17 protein-coding genes are annotated in these 15,448 nt (G+C 53.6%); 13 read left to right on the top strand and 4 right to left on the bottom strand.

All coding sequences use genetic code 11. The annotated features are described in order from the left end of the window. The first annotated feature begins 2 nt into the window (after window positions 1–2). From ACX9GU_RS00540 to ACX9GU_RS00480, 13 genes are all read left to right on the top strand, one after another. A complete protein-coding gene (locus ACX9GU_RS00540; protein WP_161713246.1) occupies window positions 3–179 on the top strand; it encodes a DUF6889 family protein in 177 nt (58 codons plus the stop codon). Beyond that, entirely contained in the window at window positions 169–1,944 is a 1,776-nt protein-coding gene (locus ACX9GU_RS00535) for a hypothetical protein (protein WP_473193511.1), read from the top strand. Before ACX9GU_RS00540 ends, ACX9GU_RS00535 begins: the two co-directional genes overlap by 11 nt. Further along, the gene (locus ACX9GU_RS00530) at window positions 1,944–2,552 is read left to right on the top strand and encodes a phage baseplate protein (protein WP_223500586.1); all 609 of its coding nucleotides are present in this window, start codon (window positions 1,944–1,946) and stop codon (window positions 2,550–2,552) included. Before ACX9GU_RS00535 ends, ACX9GU_RS00530 begins: the two co-directional genes overlap by 1 nt. Further along, window positions 2,549–2,860: a phage baseplate plug family protein gene (locus ACX9GU_RS00525; RefSeq protein WP_161713249.1), complete on the top strand. Its 312-nt coding sequence runs from the start codon at window positions 2,549–2,551 to the stop codon at window positions 2,858–2,860. The genes ACX9GU_RS00530 and ACX9GU_RS00525 overlap by 4 nt, the downstream gene beginning before the upstream one ends. Continuing rightward, a complete protein-coding gene (locus tag ACX9GU_RS00520) occupies window positions 2,857–3,945 on the top strand; it encodes a hypothetical protein (RefSeq protein ID WP_473193510.1) in 1,089 nt (362 codons plus the stop codon). The genes ACX9GU_RS00525 and ACX9GU_RS00520 overlap by 4 nt, the downstream gene beginning before the upstream one ends. After that, a complete protein-coding gene (locus ACX9GU_RS00515) occupies window positions 3,946–4,290 on the top strand; it encodes a hypothetical protein (RefSeq protein ID WP_473193509.1) in 345 nt (114 codons plus the stop codon). It abuts the gene before it with no gap. A 68-nt stretch (window positions 4,291–4,358) separates the two neighbouring features. Continuing rightward, window positions 4,359–4,721, top strand: coding sequence for a hypothetical protein (locus ACX9GU_RS00510; RefSeq protein WP_473193508.1), 363 nt, complete (start codon window positions 4,359–4,361; stop codon window positions 4,719–4,721). Window positions 4,722–4,821: 100 nt separating this feature from the next. Further along, the gene (locus ACX9GU_RS00505; protein ID WP_473195246.1) at window positions 4,822–5,436 is read left to right on the top strand and encodes a Gp138 family membrane-puncturing spike protein; all 615 of its coding nucleotides are present in this window, start codon (window positions 4,822–4,824) and stop codon (window positions 5,434–5,436) included. Continuing rightward, window positions 5,433–5,786 (top strand): contractile injection system sheath initiator, encoded by a 354-nt coding sequence (locus tag ACX9GU_RS00500; RefSeq protein WP_094982496.1) that lies wholly within the window; start codon window positions 5,433–5,435, stop codon window positions 5,784–5,786. The genes ACX9GU_RS00505 and ACX9GU_RS00500 overlap by 4 nt, the downstream gene beginning before the upstream one ends. Next, window positions 5,783–6,976 carry a baseplate J/gp47 family protein gene (locus tag ACX9GU_RS00495; RefSeq protein ID WP_172413976.1) on the top strand — a complete coding sequence of 398 codons (1,194 nt, stop codon included), beginning with the start codon at window positions 5,783–5,785 and terminating at the stop codon, window positions 6,974–6,976. Before ACX9GU_RS00500 ends, ACX9GU_RS00495 begins: the two co-directional genes overlap by 4 nt. Next, entirely contained in the window at window positions 6,973–7,575 is a 603-nt protein-coding gene (locus tag ACX9GU_RS00490) for a baseplate wedge 1 family protein (RefSeq protein ID WP_094982494.1), read from the top strand. Before ACX9GU_RS00495 ends, ACX9GU_RS00490 begins: the two co-directional genes overlap by 4 nt. Window position 7,576: 1 nt before the next feature. Next, window positions 7,577–8,629, top strand: coding sequence for a hypothetical protein (locus tag ACX9GU_RS00485; RefSeq protein WP_473193507.1), 1,053 nt, complete (start codon window positions 7,577–7,579; stop codon window positions 8,627–8,629). Window positions 8,630–8,733: 104 nt separating this feature from the next. After that, the gene (locus ACX9GU_RS00480) at window positions 8,734–9,714 is read left to right on the top strand and encodes a hypothetical protein (RefSeq protein WP_473193506.1); all 981 of its coding nucleotides are present in this window, start codon (window positions 8,734–8,736) and stop codon (window positions 9,712–9,714) included. Between the two features lie 61 nt (window positions 9,715–9,775). On the opposite strand, the gene fdhE is transcribed toward ACX9GU_RS00480, so the two are convergent. The 4 genes from fdhE to fdnG are packed head-to-tail and all read right to left on the bottom strand — an operon-like array spanning window position 9,776 to window position 15,308. Beyond that, entirely contained in the window at window positions 9,776–10,705 is a 930-nt protein-coding gene (gene fdhE, locus ACX9GU_RS00475; protein ID WP_094982492.1) for a formate dehydrogenase accessory protein FdhE, read from the bottom strand. Further along, entirely contained in the window at window positions 10,702–11,340 is a 639-nt protein-coding gene (gene fdoI, locus ACX9GU_RS00470; RefSeq protein ID WP_021181336.1) for a formate dehydrogenase cytochrome b556 subunit, read from the bottom strand. Before fdoI ends, fdhE begins: the two co-directional genes overlap by 4 nt. Then, the gene (gene fdxH / locus ACX9GU_RS00465; protein ID WP_021807291.1) at window positions 11,337–12,248 is read right to left on the bottom strand and encodes a formate dehydrogenase subunit beta; all 912 of its coding nucleotides are present in this window, start codon (window positions 12,246–12,248) and stop codon (window positions 11,337–11,339) included. The genes fdoI and fdxH overlap by 4 nt, the downstream gene beginning before the upstream one ends. A 12-nt stretch (window positions 12,249–12,260) precedes the next feature. Beyond that, window positions 12,261–15,308, bottom strand: a complete 3,048-nt coding sequence (gene fdnG, locus ACX9GU_RS00460; protein WP_473193505.1) for a formate dehydrogenase-N subunit alpha — start codon at window positions 15,306–15,308, stop codon at window positions 12,261–12,263. Between the last annotated feature and the right edge of the window lie 140 nt (window positions 15,309–15,448).

The following is a 15,448-nucleotide window of genomic DNA, read 5'->3' as shown; positions in this document are numbered from 1 at the left end:
TCTTGACCGGTGGTGAAGACTGGATCCTACGCCCGGTTGATGCCGGGCTTATCCCCTATACCGCCCTCAAAGACGGTGCCGTTGATCTGGGCGATATCGCCCTGATGAACGACTACCTCGATCTCAAAGCAGATAACGCGGCGCGGATTGATAAATGGAGAAACGATCATGAATCCTGATCCGATGCAGGGTTTGTTAATCGGCTTTGATGAAACGACGAGCACCCGCGTGACACAAAGGCTGGAAGATATGACCCAGCAAGTCAGGCAGTTGGAAACGGTCATGAATGCTTATGATATGCATGATCTTTTCCTCAACCCTGACTTTGCTGTGGATCAGACGGGGGCAACCAGCCTGATCCAAACGGTGCAAGACATCACGGATAAAGCCGTGAAAATGGGGGCTGCGGTACAAACCATAGCCCTTGAGGTGGTAGCTTTCACGGTCAAAATAGCCAGCAATCTGGATCAACTCTATTTCGCCGCCCAACGTACCGGCGGCAAGGTAGAGGGGATTGAGGGCATCAGTTATGCCGCCTCACAGGTTGGCGCATCCGCGCCAGCCGCACAGGATTCACTGGCAAATTTCACGCGTTTTTTGCAGCACTCACCCGATGCGGAAGGCTATCTGCAACGCCTCGGGGTACAAACGCGTGATGCGCAACAGCTCCCACTCAGCCCGGAAAATGTGTTCATCAGGTTAGCCAATCGTCTGAGTCAGATGCCCGTGGACAGCGCCAATCAGCATGCTCAGGCAACCGGTATCAATGAAGATACTATGCTGGCCATGCGTAATGGTTTGGGGCAATACAGTACCAGGTACAACGAGATGGCAAAAGCCATCGGCTATAACGCCGAGCACTCCGCACACCAAGCCAACCAGTTTATGACCGCCATACGCGATTTGACCACGCAGTTCGGCATGGTGCAAAACAAAATCGGTGGCGAACTTGCCGGCGGTCTGGCTTTGGAAGTTGAGCAATTCCGGCGCGACATTATTGATAACTGGCCAACGATTGAAAAAATCGTTGATAGGGTAACCAAAGTCATACTGTGGCTAGCCCACAACATCAGGATCCTGGTAAAGCATGCCATTAATGGCATTAGCACGCTGATAGATTGGTGGGAAAAGCTGGATGACGGCACCCAAAAAATACTTACCGGTGCTGGTGCACTGCTGGTGGCCTGGCGGCTGTTGAACGTCGCGTTTATGACCACGCCTTTGGGGATGATCCTGGCACTCGCTGCTGGATTGCTGGTGCTGGTACAGGATTTCCAAGCTTGGCAAAAAGGTAGCGAAAGCCTGATTGATTGGGGAAGATGGGAACCCCAAATTAATTACGCCAAGAAGGGCCTGAAAGAGATCGGCGAGAGTTTTATCCCCGTAGCGGATAATGCCGGTGAATTGATGAAGGCGGTAGGCGATCTGGTCGTAAAACTTGGTGAGATGGCAGGGATCGACCTGAGTAAAATTTCGCTAAGATCGATTTCTGACGGGATTATTGAAAGCATCAAAACGGCAAACGCGCTGCTTGCAGCCTTACTACACTCGCTCACGTTACTGGTAAAAGGGGATTTTGAGGGAGCCTTCAAGTCGCTGAAAGATATTGCGTTCAGGGAAGATAATCCTTTTAATTTCACGTCTAGCGGAAAAATGGGTAAGTTTCTTGATAAGGAAATTTTTGACAAATTGTCCTTACCCTCTTGGCTCTCACCGGAATCACTAAAAGAAAAATTTAATTGGGTTGGGGAAAATATAACCCCTTACAATAACGGCCTGATGTATGGCGCTGCGAGGTGGAATACCGGCCCTGCTGTTAATCAAAATACGTATATCACCGTTAACGGTTCCAGCAGCCCGCAGGAAACGGCTTTTGTCATCGCCGATCGGCAGGTTGATGTCAATGCCCGGCTGACGCATCAAATGCAAAGGGAGATAAGCTAATGGATATGCTATCGGTTCTATTTTCGCAGCAAAAACGGCGCATTGGTACCATCGTGCCAAGCGTCGTCATTTCTGAACGTCACTCCGATGTGCTGGAAATCACCGAGCATCCCGTGGAACAAGGGGCGCCGATTAACGATCACGCCTTTAAACGGCCGGCTGAAATCACCATGGCACTGGGCTTTGCCGGTGGCGGATCGCTGCTGGACCTGGCAGACACCACCAGAATGTTTGATATGAACACTGGGCTATCGATGGGGACCTCCCCACGTGACATCTATCAGCAACTGCTCGAGCTGCAAAATAACCGCCTACCTTTCGATGTAACAACCGGCAAGCGGCACTATAAAAATATGCTGCTGCGCTCTCTTGATGTCACCACGGATAATCACAGCGAAAACGTGCTGATGTGCGTATTAACCCTGCGGGAAGTGATTATCTCACAAACGTACGCCATTGCGGTTGCCCACAAAGAGAATATGGCGGCAGGGGTTAGCACGTCCCCAGTACACAACACGGGGATGAAAGCACCTATTCCGGCAAATAAAGCCTTGGTTCGCGATGCCATCAATAAAAATCAGGGTGCGTTACAAAGGGGAGCCAGATGAATATACAGGAAATTCCGCTCACCCCGATCAACCAGCAATTTAGCATCTCGCTGGGTGGGCAACTAGTGAATATGCGAATTAACTGGCGTGATGACGCCGGGTGGATATTGACCTTGATAGGTAGCACCGGGGAAACGCTGGCTAATGGTATCCCCTTGGTTCCAGAAGTTGATCTGCTGGAGCAGTATGCGCACCTGGGCATTAACGGTTCCTTGTGGGTGGTTAACGACATCGCCGCAGGCGAATACCCGACAAAAACCGATCTTGGCATCACTAGCCATTTATATTTTGTGCAGGGGGAACCATGAGACAAAACTGGATACGCCACTTCGAGCTACAGTTGCTGAATAATAATGGCGTGGGCGTTAATCTGTCTGACTTCAAGGTTACCTTCAAGATTGAATGGCATGATATCAATCAGCCCCGCATCGCGACCTATATTAAGATCTATAACCTATCGTCGGATACCACCAACAATATTATCGGCCAGGAGTATTCGAAGATCCGCATTATCGCAGGCTATAGCGGCATTGCACCGGAGGTTGACGCAAGCCAGGTGGGGGTTATTCGGCCAGTGGACCCAACGCAGAGCGGGCAGCGGGACGGACAAAACTTCGGGATGATATTCAGCGGTGACATTCGTTTTGCCATTACCGGCAGGGATAACCCGACAGATACCTTCGTGCTAATCCAGGCGATCGATGGGCATAACGCCTTTATCAACTCAACCATCAGCCTAACGCTGGCCGCAGGCTACACGCTGGAGGATGAGTACAATATTCTGGTAAACAATCTCGCCCCGTTCGGCATTGTGTCCGGCTTCAGGCCCGTTTTTCCTCTGTCACGCTCGCCACGTGGCCGGGTATTCTACGGCATGACGCGGGACTACCTGGATAATATTGCCTACCAGTGCAAGGCAAGCTGGCAGTTTGTCGATGGCCGCCTGGATATGGTGCCGAAAGATCAGGCTGTCCATCCGGCCATTGTGCTTAATAGCCAAAATGGCCTGATAGGCATGCCGCAGCAGACCATGGGGACAGGAGTAAACGTGCGTTGCTTGATTAACCCGAATATCCGGCTTAACGGGTTAATTCAGCTCGATCAGGCCTCGATCTATCGCATCGAACTGCCTGAAGATGCGATCCGAGCCGCCAAGAACAAGATCGGCTCCGTCGAAACGAACGGTATTATTACCACAGAGATCCCAACCACAAACTCAGACTCAAACTCGGAAAATCGCCCCGCCAGCCTTGCCACCGATGGGGTCTATATAGTACGGTCTATCACCATAACAGGGGATACGCGCGGCCAGGCTTGGTATATGGATATGATGTGTCAGGCGCGTGGAGCGGTAGATCTACTGGATAACGCAGCAAAAAATAGGACGGCTTAAATGTTGAAGGTGGCGGCGCCTCTTGCTTTACTTTTTATTTCCTCTTCGTGCCTAGCTGATACTCAGTGTGGACCATTTTTGATCACTCCGGGGCCTGACGATGGTTGGTTTCGTGTGAATAATGCAAAACCAGAATCTCAGAAAGTTACCTTTCTGAAAGCAAAAGAAGATTATGACAACATCAAAATAGCGTGGAGCATGGCAACCACTGAGCCAGGGCTATGGATTGGTATGGAATATATAAAACGTGATGGTAAGGCAATTCTGAACACTCAGCAGGTCCGCGCCAGCATGGACGTCCCTCGGGTATTTGCAACATACGACTGCATACGAATTAAAGACTAGAAGTGTAAGGCGCGTGGCTCGACGGATTCACTAAATAACAGCGCGCGTGATAGATACGCACCGGATTGATGATGAATAAGATAATTTCCGTATTTTTATGCCTGTGGTTGCTCACCTCGCATTTTGTTTCAGCGGCAGTCACCAAGTGCGGGGACTTCACGCTTATTCCTGATAATGACGGGTGGATGCGTATCAATGGAGCCAAACCCGAAAGCCAGAAAATCACTTTCCTGAAGCAGAAAGAAGATTATAGGAATATCAAGATTGAATGGAGCATGGCAACCAATCAGCCAGGGCTATGGATTGGTATGGAATATATAAAACGTGATGGTAAGGCAATTCTGAATACTCAGCAGCTCCGCGCCAGCATGGATGCCCCAAAGATTTTTGGAACATACGACTGCGTAAGAATTAAAGATTCAGCGAGATAACCCGTTTGGTTTAACTCTCGACGCTTAAAAAATAATGCTGACCCGGCCATTGTGCCGGGTTTTTTTATGGAAATTTGTGATGACAATATCCACTGAATCAATGACCGGTCAGCTTTCTGAAACGCTCAGAGCTGCCACTAACGGGCTATCTGCCCAACTGCGCGTCTGCCTCCCCGGCATCATACAATCCTTTAATCCTCAAGACGTTACCTGCGTCGTGCAGTTGGCGATCAATGGGCAGGACGGCGATAGCTCCATTATGTTGCCGCTGATACCCGACCTACCGGTGGTTTTCCCCCGTGGCGGCGGCGTCACGCTCACTTTCCCCATTGCAGCTGGCGATGATTGCATGGTGGTGTTCTGCGATCGCCGCATCGATTTCTGGTGGCAGAACGGCGGCGTCCAAGAGGCTGTAGCCACACGCCAGCACGATCTCTCCGATGCTTTTGTGATCGTTGGCCCGCAGTCCCAGGCGCAGAAAATCAGCGATATCAGCACTACGGCGGCTCAGCTGCGCAGTGATGATGGCAAGACGGTGATCGGCATCAACCCCACCAGCGGGGCCATCTCAGGGACCGCGCCAGGGGGATTCGATCTTAACGGTTTAAAAATCCTGCCGGATGGCCGCCTGCAACTGGTAGGGGGCGTCATAGTCGATAGCCACGTACACGGTGGTGTCGAATCCGGCGGCAACAGCACCAAGGGGCCACAATGAGATACCGACGCGAAGATTCAGACGGCGATTACGTTTTTGGCAGTGGGGATAACCATTTCCTCACCAATTCTGCCGAAGCGATCGCGCAAGCGGTAAAAACCCGCTTTGAGCTGTGGCAAGGGGAATGGTTTCTCGATGACCGCGAGGGAACCCCCTACAAGCAGGAGATACTCGGCAAACATCAATCTCCCATCTATCAGCTGGCGATACGCGAGCGCATCCTCACGACGCAGGGAGTCACCGAGATCGAAACCCTCGAGATCCAATTCGATACCGGCTCACGCCGGATCGCCTTTACCGCCACCATCAACACACTCTACGGAAAAATCACCGTTAACAGCGAGGCATAATGCTAAATCTCAATACGCTTGGGCTGGCGGCCACCATTGATGCCAGCGGGATCGGTGCGCCCGATTATCAAACCATCCTCAGTACGCTGACAGGGTATTTCCGCCAGATATACGGCGAGGATGCCTATTTAGAACCAGACAGCAAAGACGGGCAGATGCTGAGTATTTTCGCCCTGGCTATGCATGACGCCAATAATTCGGCGATTGCGGTGTATAACAGCTTTAGCCCGGCAACGGCGCAGGGACGAGCGCTGGAATCCAACGTCAAGATTAACGGCATCAAGAAAAGTGCAGCATCCCGCTCTACCGTTGATGTGCGCGTTACCGGTCAGGTGGGCACCATCATCGCCAATGGTATCGTACGCGACAGTTCGGGGAATAGTTGGAGCCTGCCACCCACGGTGGTTATCGGGCTTAATGGTGAGGTAATCGCCACGGCCACCAGCCGGGTCGATGGCGCAATTATTGCCCTGCCTGGGGAAGTGAACGCTATCGGCACACCTACCCGCGGCTGGCAATCGGTCACCAACCCGGCGGCTGCCACCCCGGGCCGGGCAGTCGAAACAGACGCAGACTTGCGCATCAGGCAATCCCAGTCGGTCGCACTCCCCTCACGTACCGTGCTGGATGGTATCTTGGGCGCCATTACTTCTCTGCCTGGCGTGAAACGCGCACGGCCTTACGAGAATGATAGCAACCAGCCCGATGAACACGGCATTCCTGGGCATTCGATAGCTATCGTTGTCGATGGTGGCGATGCAAAAGCGATCGCCAGCACGATAGCCCTGAAAAAAACGCCAGGTGCCGGGACTTATGGCACCACGTCGATCGCGGTCAAAGACAAAAACGGCATGACGCAGAACGTCAACTTTTTCCGTAAAGCCGATGTGGCGGTTTATGCACAGGTCGAATTAAAACCGCTGATGGGTTACACCTCTGATATTGGCGAAGAGATTAAGGCTGCGATTGCCGATTATATTAACAATATCGATATCGGCGAACCGGTCAGAATACATCGGCTGTATCTACCAGCTAACTTGAATGGGGCTGAAAACCGTGCAACCTTTGACCTGGTGGGGTTAACCATCGGTACCTCGCCTGGGGCCTTATCGGGCGATAACGTAGATGTCGCCTTTAACGCAGCAGCTATTAGCCATAATGACAATATCATCATCAAGGTGACGATATGAGTGAGACTAAATATCAGCGTCTCATTACCTCCTATCACAAAAGCAAACCCCGGTTTTATGATCATATCAGCCTGATAACCCATCCGCTAATTAACCTCCAACGCGTGACCAATGGCCTGCTTGGAGATTTTGATCTTGATGCGGCCGTGGGTAACCAGCTTGACGTGCTGGGGCTGTGGATCGGCATCAACCGGGAGGTTGTTACACCGAGGGTGGGCAACGGTATTGAGTCAACAGAAGGCTCACTACGTTTGGATGATCAGACCTACCGCACCGTGCTACGAGCAAAAATACAGGCCAATCACTGGGACGGAACCCTGGAAACCCTTGATGCGATTTATCAAAGCATCTTTAGCGATGGGCAAGTGAAGGTTCTGGCCATTGATAACTTTGATATGACCATGACCATCTATTTCTTTGGTGGTGATATCTCTCCGGTACTGAGAGCGGTGATCAAGTCCGGCTATCTGGATGTGAAACCCGAAGGAGTAGGCGTCAAATATGTCATTGCTGACGCGCCTTTATTTGGTTTCGATTTGAACAATGAATTTACTTCCGGCTTCGATTCTGGAGCATGGGGAATATTGCTAGGGGCGTAAAATGGCTAAGAATGAAATATTGTCTTTCGGGGCAGCAGCAGGCGCAAACGTATTAACACCGAAAGATTACGAGACGCTGTCCTCGCGTTTAACGGGCTTTTCGGCGGGGATTGCGGAATCAAAACAGCTGAATACGGTATGGCGACAATCCTCGATTATCGCCAACCTGATGGCACAGTTTATTGCGGACAAAAGCGGTAAGGATGTACTGGATAACGGCGATATGGTCACGCTACGCGCTAACCTGGAAGCCGCGCTGAAAGCGTTTATTACCGCTAATATCGACAAAAACGAGTTCTTACTCAAAGCCAATAACCTGTCAGATATCGTGGATAAAGCGGTTGGCCGCGCCAATCTGGAGCTTGCCGGTATAAAAATCACGGGCAGTACCGCGGGCTCGAATGTGGGTGTCGGTACCCCCGTCGCCTCAGGTAAAGCCTCTACCGCAATAGGTGAGAGAAGCTCAGCCAGCGCAGAGAACGCAACGGCGGTAGGCAGTGGGGCCAGTGCCTCAGCAACCAACAGTACTGCGATTGGTTATGGCTCAACCACCACCAGAACCAATGAGGTCTCATTTGGGGCAGCCGATAAAAAACGCGTTCTGGCAAACGTTGCCCCAGGTACCCAAGACAGTGATGTGGTGATCCTGGGGCAGCTTGCGCAACTGATGGCAAAAATCTGCCCGCATTCCGTCGGCGATGTGATCTTCAGAGCGACAGCAACCAGCCCGCAGACGGATTACCCTGGCACCACCTGGGTGAAGTTACCTGCCGATGTCATGATCCGTACCGCGAACATGGCCGCATCCAATATTCTGCAAACCGGCGGACGAGACAGTGTGACCCTCTCTATCAATGAGATGCCAGCACATAGCCACGATCTGCAGGCATACCCATCAAATACCGCGCTCGATGGGGGTACCTCAAACCGTCGCAGTGTAGACGTTGGTAACTCACAGCTTGATAGCCAAGTGATTAAATCGGCCGGTGGCGGTCAGGCATTTTCTATTCTGAACAGCCATATCACCGTGGTCGGTTGGCGGCGTACGGCTTAAGCAGGAAACCCATAACAATCCCACTATTTTGGCATACAGCACCGCCAGCCTATCGCTGCGTCATAAACCCCCGTTGCCAGTTGCAACAGATGGAGAATTTGTAAATGTCTGAAGGTATCAAGATATCTGATTTAGAGCGCGCCAATGCGCTGACGGGCAATGAACTGCTGGTTCTTTGCCAGAAAAATAACCAGGGAGAGTGGGAGTCCAAAAATCTCGCGCTGGAAAGCGTCAGGGATATTATCCCCGCAGGTATGCCTGGCGAGCCAGGCAAACAGGGCACCACAGGGGCAAAAGGAGAACCTGGCCCCATAGGACCAAAGGGCGAACCAGGCCCTGCGGGAGAGGATGGTGAAGGTGCGATTACCGATGTTGAGCCGACAACCAATCTCAATACGTTAATCATCGGGGGGGGTTATCGGTTACCCGGTGGTGGCAGCGCCCAGGCATCGTATAACTTAAATTACCCGTTCGGTGTCGAGCCTGGTTCAGAAACCATGATGTACGTCTCATCTACCAGTGCCTTCGGGGGATCGTACATCACACAGGTTTTTTACGGTACGCAGTTTGCTTCAAACCCTGGGCCTTATGTTAGAACCAGAGCGTCTAACGGAGCATGGGCCGCCTGGAGCCGGGTTATTGATGAAGGCACGTTTAAAAAGCAAAGCGTACAGCAACTCAATATGTCGCAGAACAACCTGCAGGTACATAAACCTGTCGGTACCGTCAGTTCTGCGTGGTATTACCAAACCCCCGACGATACGACGAGCACCCCAAATCCGAAAACCACGCCAAGCAGTAATGAAGGGGTGATGTTAAACCTTACCAATCCCTTTGCGAGACCCACGCAAGGTGTCTTCAGCGGCATAGCTTTGGCGGTAGATTCAAACGGCAGGGCATTTACCAACGTTGATCGGCAGAATATTGGCACAGCCGAAGCCCCTGCCGATTTGAACTGGCGTGAACTGATATCCGTACCGATCAAAAATCTGGTGGAAATTCCGGACGCCACCGCCACAACTCAGGTTGAAACACTGAACAAGATCTTGGCAGTGATGCGGACTGCTGGAATGATAAAAAAATAGCCTTGATTGGCCGGGGAAAACCCCGGCCTGACTTTACTTCCCGGCCAGATTAGCGCCTACATCATTCCCCAGGGAACAGGAACGGGTTGATACTGCTGCGCGCAAAGCCTTCCTCTTCCATCTTGGCATCGAGGATAAGCGAAGCCAGATCGTCGGCCACCGCCTCGACCTTCGGGTCCTTCTCCTGATAGAGGATCTTCAGGTAGGTGCCGCAGTCGCCACAGCTTTCCGCTTTCACCGCGGCCTGCTCACTTTCCAGTGACCAGTAGTTGAGATCGCCGGTTTGCTCGCAGTTGCTGCATTTCACCCGCACCACGTGCCATTCGCTCTCGCACAGGTTGCAGTGCAGATAGCGCAGGCCGTTCACGGTACCAAGATGCACCACGCTGGAAACCGGGATACTGCCGCACACCGGGCAGAACTGGCGATGCTCGCCGTACTCGGCCCGGGCCTTGCCAGGGATCTGGCTGGCCATCTGCGCCCAGTACAACGACAGCGCGGCCCAAAGGAACGGGGCTTTGTCGCTGCCTACTTTGGCAAACTCGCCTTTCAGCAGGGCGCTGGCCAGCAGCTCCAACTCATGGGACGAGGATTTCTCCAGGTTATCCAACACCGCCAGCACGTGTTCCGGTGCCTGCGGGCGCAGTTCTGCGATCAGCGATGCCAGCAGCTTGTGCCAGTGTTCGCTGCGTGGATAGACGCTGATGTCCAACGGCGGTTTGCCGCTGGCGGCGCTCTGGGTCAGCGTTTCGCCGAGATCCAGCTCCAGCGGATTATCGTGGCAGGCGTTGTTCTGCGCCTGCGCAATGCTGGCAGCAAAATTGAGGTAATCACCCAGCGGATGGTCTGCGGCCAGTTGCTGCAGACGTTCGGCTCGGCGGGTATAAAGGCTCTTCAAGTTGGCGAAAAGTAACGGCGGAATAGTTTCCGCCGTTGAAGACTTTTCACGCTGTGCCCCTAACTGCTCTTTAGGAACGATGCGGATACTCATCTGGGTTTGTCTTCCTGTTGTTTCTCGCGGACCTCACGGTACCAGCGCGGGTGATGCTTCTTGGCCCAGGCAGCCGGCACCCAACCTTCCACCATCGCGGTAATGGTGCCTTTTACCCACAACGCGGCGTAAATGTGCACCATAATCACGATGATCAACCCCACCGCTGCCAACGAATGCACCACCAACGCGATGCGGATCAGCGGAATGGAGAAGGAGGGGGCAAAGTATGGCCGCCAGATAACGATACCACTGGCCAGCAACAGCACCAGACTGATAATCGCCGCCCAGAATACGCACTTCTGACCGAAATTATAACGCCCAGTGTCACCCACTTCCTCATTCATGGCGATTTTGTGGATATTTTTCGCCCAGACGATATCTTCCCGGTTGATCAGGTTGTGCTTCCAGTAGCGCAGGAACATCAGCAGGAACGCGACGAACATCAACACCCCGGTGAAGGGGTGAAGGATGCGTGCCAGCTGTGGCGTACCAAAGATATTCATCAGCCAGTTAAAGGACGGGAACAGGAATCCCAGCCCGCTGATGGCGGCAAAAATAAAGCAGAACGCCACAATCCAGTGGTTAATCCGCTCCGGCGCGCTGTAGCGCTGAATTGGCTTTTCCTTCCTCATTTGCGCGTCTCCTCATCATGATGCTCGTCCTTCGGATCCTGCTCTTCCTCTTCTTCAACGCGGTTTGGCCCCACGCCAACGTAGTGGAAGATACTGGCCGCGAAGGTGGCAGCAAACCCGATGGCAGCCAACGGTTTCCAGACCCCTTTCCAGAAGGTCACCGCCGGGCTGATGGTCGGGTTATCCGGTAAACCGTGATACAGCTGCGGTTTATCGGCGTGATGCAGTACGTACATCACGTGAGTGCCGCCCACGCCAGCCGGATCGTACAGACCGGCATTCTGGTAGCCACGGGTTTTCAGTTCATCGACACGTTCCGCCGCGACGTTTTTCATCGCTTCTTTGGTGCCGAAGTGGATCGCCCCAGTCGGACAGGTTTTCACACAGGCCGGTTCCTGGCCCACGCCAACGCGGTCGACGCACAGGGTACATTTGTACACCCGGTTGTCTTCCGCATTCATGCGTGGCACGTCGAACGGGCAACCAGCGATGCAGTAGCCGCAGCCGATGCAGTGTTCGGACTGGAAATCGACGATGCCGTTAGCGTACTGGATGATGGCCCCTTCCGATGGGCACGCCTTCAGGCAGCCCGGATCGGCACAGTGCATGCAGCCATCCTTGCGGATCAGCCACTCCAGCTTGCCGTGCTCCTCAACTTCCGAGAAGCGCATCACCGTCCACGATTTGGCGGTCAGATCGGCGGGGTTATCGTAAACCCCGACGTTGTGCCCCACTTCATCGCGAATATCGTTCCATTCAGAACAGGCTACCTGGCAGGCTTTGCAGCCGATACAGGTAGTGACATCGATCAGCTTGGCCACTTCTTCCTGGTGATCGCGCGCGCGCGGTGCCGGGGTGAAGCCATTGGTGGCGGATTTACGAATGATGTCTTGAGATTGCATTGCCATAATTCGTCTCCGTTACACCTTTTCCACGTTAACCAGGAACGCCTTGAACTCTGGCGTTTGCGTATTGGCGTCGCCGACAAACGGCGTCAGCGTGTTGGCGATAAAGCCTTTCTTCGCCACCCCTTCGTAACCCCAGTGGATCGGGATGCCGATGGTGTCCACGTCCTGGCCATTCACCTGCAGAGTCCGAATACGTTTGGTCACCACCGCCTTGGCCTTGATATAGCCACGGTTGGAGCTGACTTTGACCGTATCGCCCTGCTTGATGCCTTTCTTCTCGGCCAGCTTCTCGCCAATTTCGATGAACTGCTCTGGCTGAGTGATGGCGTTGATCAACGCATGTTTGGTCCAGTAGTGGAAATGTTCGGTCAGACGATAGGTAGTACCGACATATGGGAACTTGTCGGATTTTCCCATCGCGGCCAGATCGTCTTTGAACACGCGCGCCGCCGGGTTGGACACCACGTTCGGGTGCAACGGGTTGGTGCCGAGCGGTGTTTCAAACGGCTCGTAGTGTTCAGGGAACGGCCCTTCCGCCATTTTATCGATGGCAAACAGGCGGCCCATGCCTTCCGGCTGCATGATAAACGGCCCGACGTCGCTGCCCGGTGCAGCGGCGCTGTAGTCCGGGATATCAACCCCGCCCCACTTGGCACCATCCCACTCCAGCAACTGGCGTTTGGCATCCCACGGTTTACCCGCTGGATCCGCAGACGCACGGTTATACAGGATGCGGCGGTTCAACGGCCATGCCCAGGCCCAGCCCAGCGTGTTGCCAAGGCCAGAAGGATCGGCGTTATCACGGCGCGCCATCTGGTTACCCGCGGGCGTCCAACTGCCTGCGAAGATCCAGCAGCCACTTGCCGTGGTGCCGTCATCACGCAGGTGCGCGAAGGTACTGAGCAGTTCGCCTTTCTTCGCCAACACTTTACCGTCTGGATCGAGAACATCCGCCAGCGCCCGGCCGTTGCTCTCCATCGCCACTTCTTCTGGCTTCGGATTTTCCGGAGTCAGGTAATCCCAGGACATGTTCAGCAACTGCTCAGGGACCGCACCGCCGTCACGGGTGTACATTTCGCGCAGGCGCATCAGCAGCCCCGCCAGAATTTCACCGTCGTTCAGCGCTTCCCCTGGGGCATCGGCCCCTTTCCAGTGCCATTGCAGCCAGCGGCCAGAGTTAACGATCGAGCCGTTCTCTTCGGCAAAGCAGGTGGACGGCAAGCGGAACACTTCAGTCTGGATTTTCGATGGGTCAACGTCGTTAAACTCATCGTGGTTCTGCCAGAAGTTGGAAGTTTCGGTGTTCAGCGGATCGATGGTCACCAGGAACTTCAGTTTGGCCAGTGAGGCCACCACTTTGTTCTTGTTCGGGAACGACGCAACCGGGTTAAAGCCCTGGCAGATATAGCCATTCACTTTCCCCTGCGACATCATCTCGAAATACTGCAGCACGTCGTAGCCTTTGTCCCACTTCGGCAACCAGTCAAAGCCCCAGCTGTTATCTTTCTGCGCTTTGTCGCCGTAGAAGCTCTTCATCATGCTGACGAAGAATTTCGGGTAGTTGCTCCAGTAGTTGACCTGGCCCGGTAGCAGCGCCTTCGGCGTGTTGGCTTTCAGGTAGGTCTCCAGATCGGCCTGCTTTTCGGAAGGCAGCGTCATGTAGCCCGGCAGGCTTTGTGACAGCAGACCCAAATCGGTCAGACCCTGAATATTGGAGTGACCACGCAGGGCGTTCACGCCACCACCTGCCATGCCCATATTGCCAAGCAGCAGTTGGATCATCGCCATAGTGCGGATGTTCTGCGCACCGACCGAGTGCTGTGTCCAGCCCAGGGCGTAGAGGAACGAGGCCGTCTTGTCGTTGGCGCTGGTTTCAGCGATATATTCGCACACCTTGATGAAGTCTTCGGTTGGCGTGCCGCAGATGTTGGTTACCACCTCTGGCGTATAACGGCTGATGTGTTTTTTCAGCAGGTTCCACACGCAGTTCGGATCCTGCAGCGTAGTATCACGCTTGGCGAAGCCGTTCTCGTCGAGCTGGTAGTTCCAGGTGGTTTTATCGTATTTGCGATTTTCCGCGTCGTAGCCGCTGAACAGGCCATCATCAAAGGCGAAGTCTTCCCGCACCAGCAGGCTGGCGTTGGTGTAGGCGTCCACGTATTCGCGGTTAATCTTGTTATTGGTGATCAGGTACAGCAAGACGCCCGACAGGAAAGCAATGTCGGTACCTGAACGGATAGGCGTGTAGAAATCCGCCACGGATGCAGTACGGGTAAAGCGCGGATCGATGACGATCAGCTTGGCTTTATTATGAATTTTGGCTTCCATCGCCCAGCGGAATCCCACTGGATGCGCTTCTGCCGCATTACCACCCATGACAATAATTAAGTCGGCGTTCTTGATATCAACCCAGTGGTTGGTCATCGCACCGCGACCAAATGTTGGAGCAAGACTTGCTACCGTTGGTCCGTGTCAGACACGCGCCTGGTTATCTACGGCAAGCATGCCGAGAGCGCGACTAAATTTTTGGGTCAGCATACCGGTTTCGTTGCTGGAGGCCGAAGCACACAGCATCCCGGTGGAGAGCCAACGGTTTACCGTTACGCCAGCGGCGTTGGTGGCTTCGAAGTTGGCATCGCGGTCTTCTTTCATCAGTTTGGCGATACGGGTGAAGGCGTCGTCCCAGCTGATGCGTTGCCACTTGTCTGAGCCTGGAGCGCGATATTCAGGGTATTGAAGACGACTTTCGCTGTGGATGAAATCCACCAGACCTGCACCTTTCGGGCAAAGTGCACCACGGTTTACCGGGTGGTCTGGATCCCCTTCGATATGGAAGATGCTCTCTTTGGCGTTTTTGGCGCCATCACCAAGGCTGTACATCAACAGCCCACAGCCGACGGAACAATACGTGCAGGTATTACGGGTTTCACGGGCGCGCAGCAACTTGTACTGCCGGGTTTCCGCCAATGCCACCGCCGGGCTAAAGCCCAGTGCAGCTACCGTGGTTCCTGCCATACCGCCAGCGCAGATCTTAAAGAACTGCCTTCTGCTGACCTGCATGGGGGGTCTCCTTTCTCTCTCGTGTTGTCACATTGTTTCAAATGACGCTTTCCCCCTCAAAGCGGGAAGCGCTAAAATCACTATTCTTATGTGGGTATTGGCCAAATAGGCCGCAACGGCGCCGCAATAATACCATAGCA

The sequence above is a fragment of the Serratia sp. K1WW1 genome, from assembly GCF_055790865.1.
The sequence above is the reverse complement of the archived record's forward strand: the minus strand, read 5'-3'. Positions and strand labels throughout refer to the sequence as shown.

Bases quoted from the DNA above. Each gene is read 5' to 3' on its own strand.
- ACX9GU_RS00535 (WP_473193511.1), top strand. From the start codon at position 169: ATGAATCCTGATCCGATGCAGGGTTTGTTAATCGGCTTTGATGAAACG.
- ACX9GU_RS00530 (WP_223500586.1), top strand. From the start codon at position 1,944: ATGGATATGCTATCGGTTCTATTTTCGCAGCAAAAACGGCGCATTGGT.
- ACX9GU_RS00525 (WP_161713249.1), top strand. From the start codon at position 2,549: ATGAATATACAGGAAATTCCGCTCACCCCGATCAACCAGCAATTTAGC.
- ACX9GU_RS00520 (WP_473193510.1), top strand. From the start codon at position 2,857: ATGAGACAAAACTGGATACGCCACTTCGAGCTACAGTTGCTGAATAAT.
- ACX9GU_RS00515 (WP_473193509.1), top strand. From the start codon at position 3,946: ATGTTGAAGGTGGCGGCGCCTCTTGCTTTACTTTTTATTTCCTCTTCG.
- ACX9GU_RS00510 (WP_473193508.1), top strand. From the start codon at position 4,359: ATGATGAATAAGATAATTTCCGTATTTTTATGCCTGTGGTTGCTCACC.
- ACX9GU_RS00505 (WP_473195246.1), top strand. From the start codon at position 4,822: ATGACCGGTCAGCTTTCTGAAACGCTCAGAGCTGCCACTAACGGGCTA.
- ACX9GU_RS00500 (WP_094982496.1), top strand. From the start codon at position 5,433: ATGAGATACCGACGCGAAGATTCAGACGGCGATTACGTTTTTGGCAGT.
- ACX9GU_RS00490 (WP_094982494.1), top strand. From the start codon at position 6,973: ATGAGTGAGACTAAATATCAGCGTCTCATTACCTCCTATCACAAAAGC.
- ACX9GU_RS00485 (WP_473193507.1), top strand. From the start codon at position 7,577: ATGGCTAAGAATGAAATATTGTCTTTCGGGGCAGCAGCAGGCGCAAAC.
- ACX9GU_RS00480 (WP_473193506.1), top strand. From the start codon at position 8,734: ATGTCTGAAGGTATCAAGATATCTGATTTAGAGCGCGCCAATGCGCTG.
- fdhE (WP_094982492.1), bottom strand. From the start codon at position 10,705: ATGAGTATCCGCATCGTTCCTAAAGAGCAGTTAGGGGCACAGCGTGAA.
- fdoI (WP_021181336.1), bottom strand. From the start codon at position 11,340: ATGAGGAAGGAAAAGCCAATTCAGCGCTACAGCGCGCCGGAGCGGATT.
- fdxH (WP_021807291.1), bottom strand. From the start codon at position 12,248: ATGGCAATGCAATCTCAAGACATCATTCGTAAATCCGCCACCAATGGC.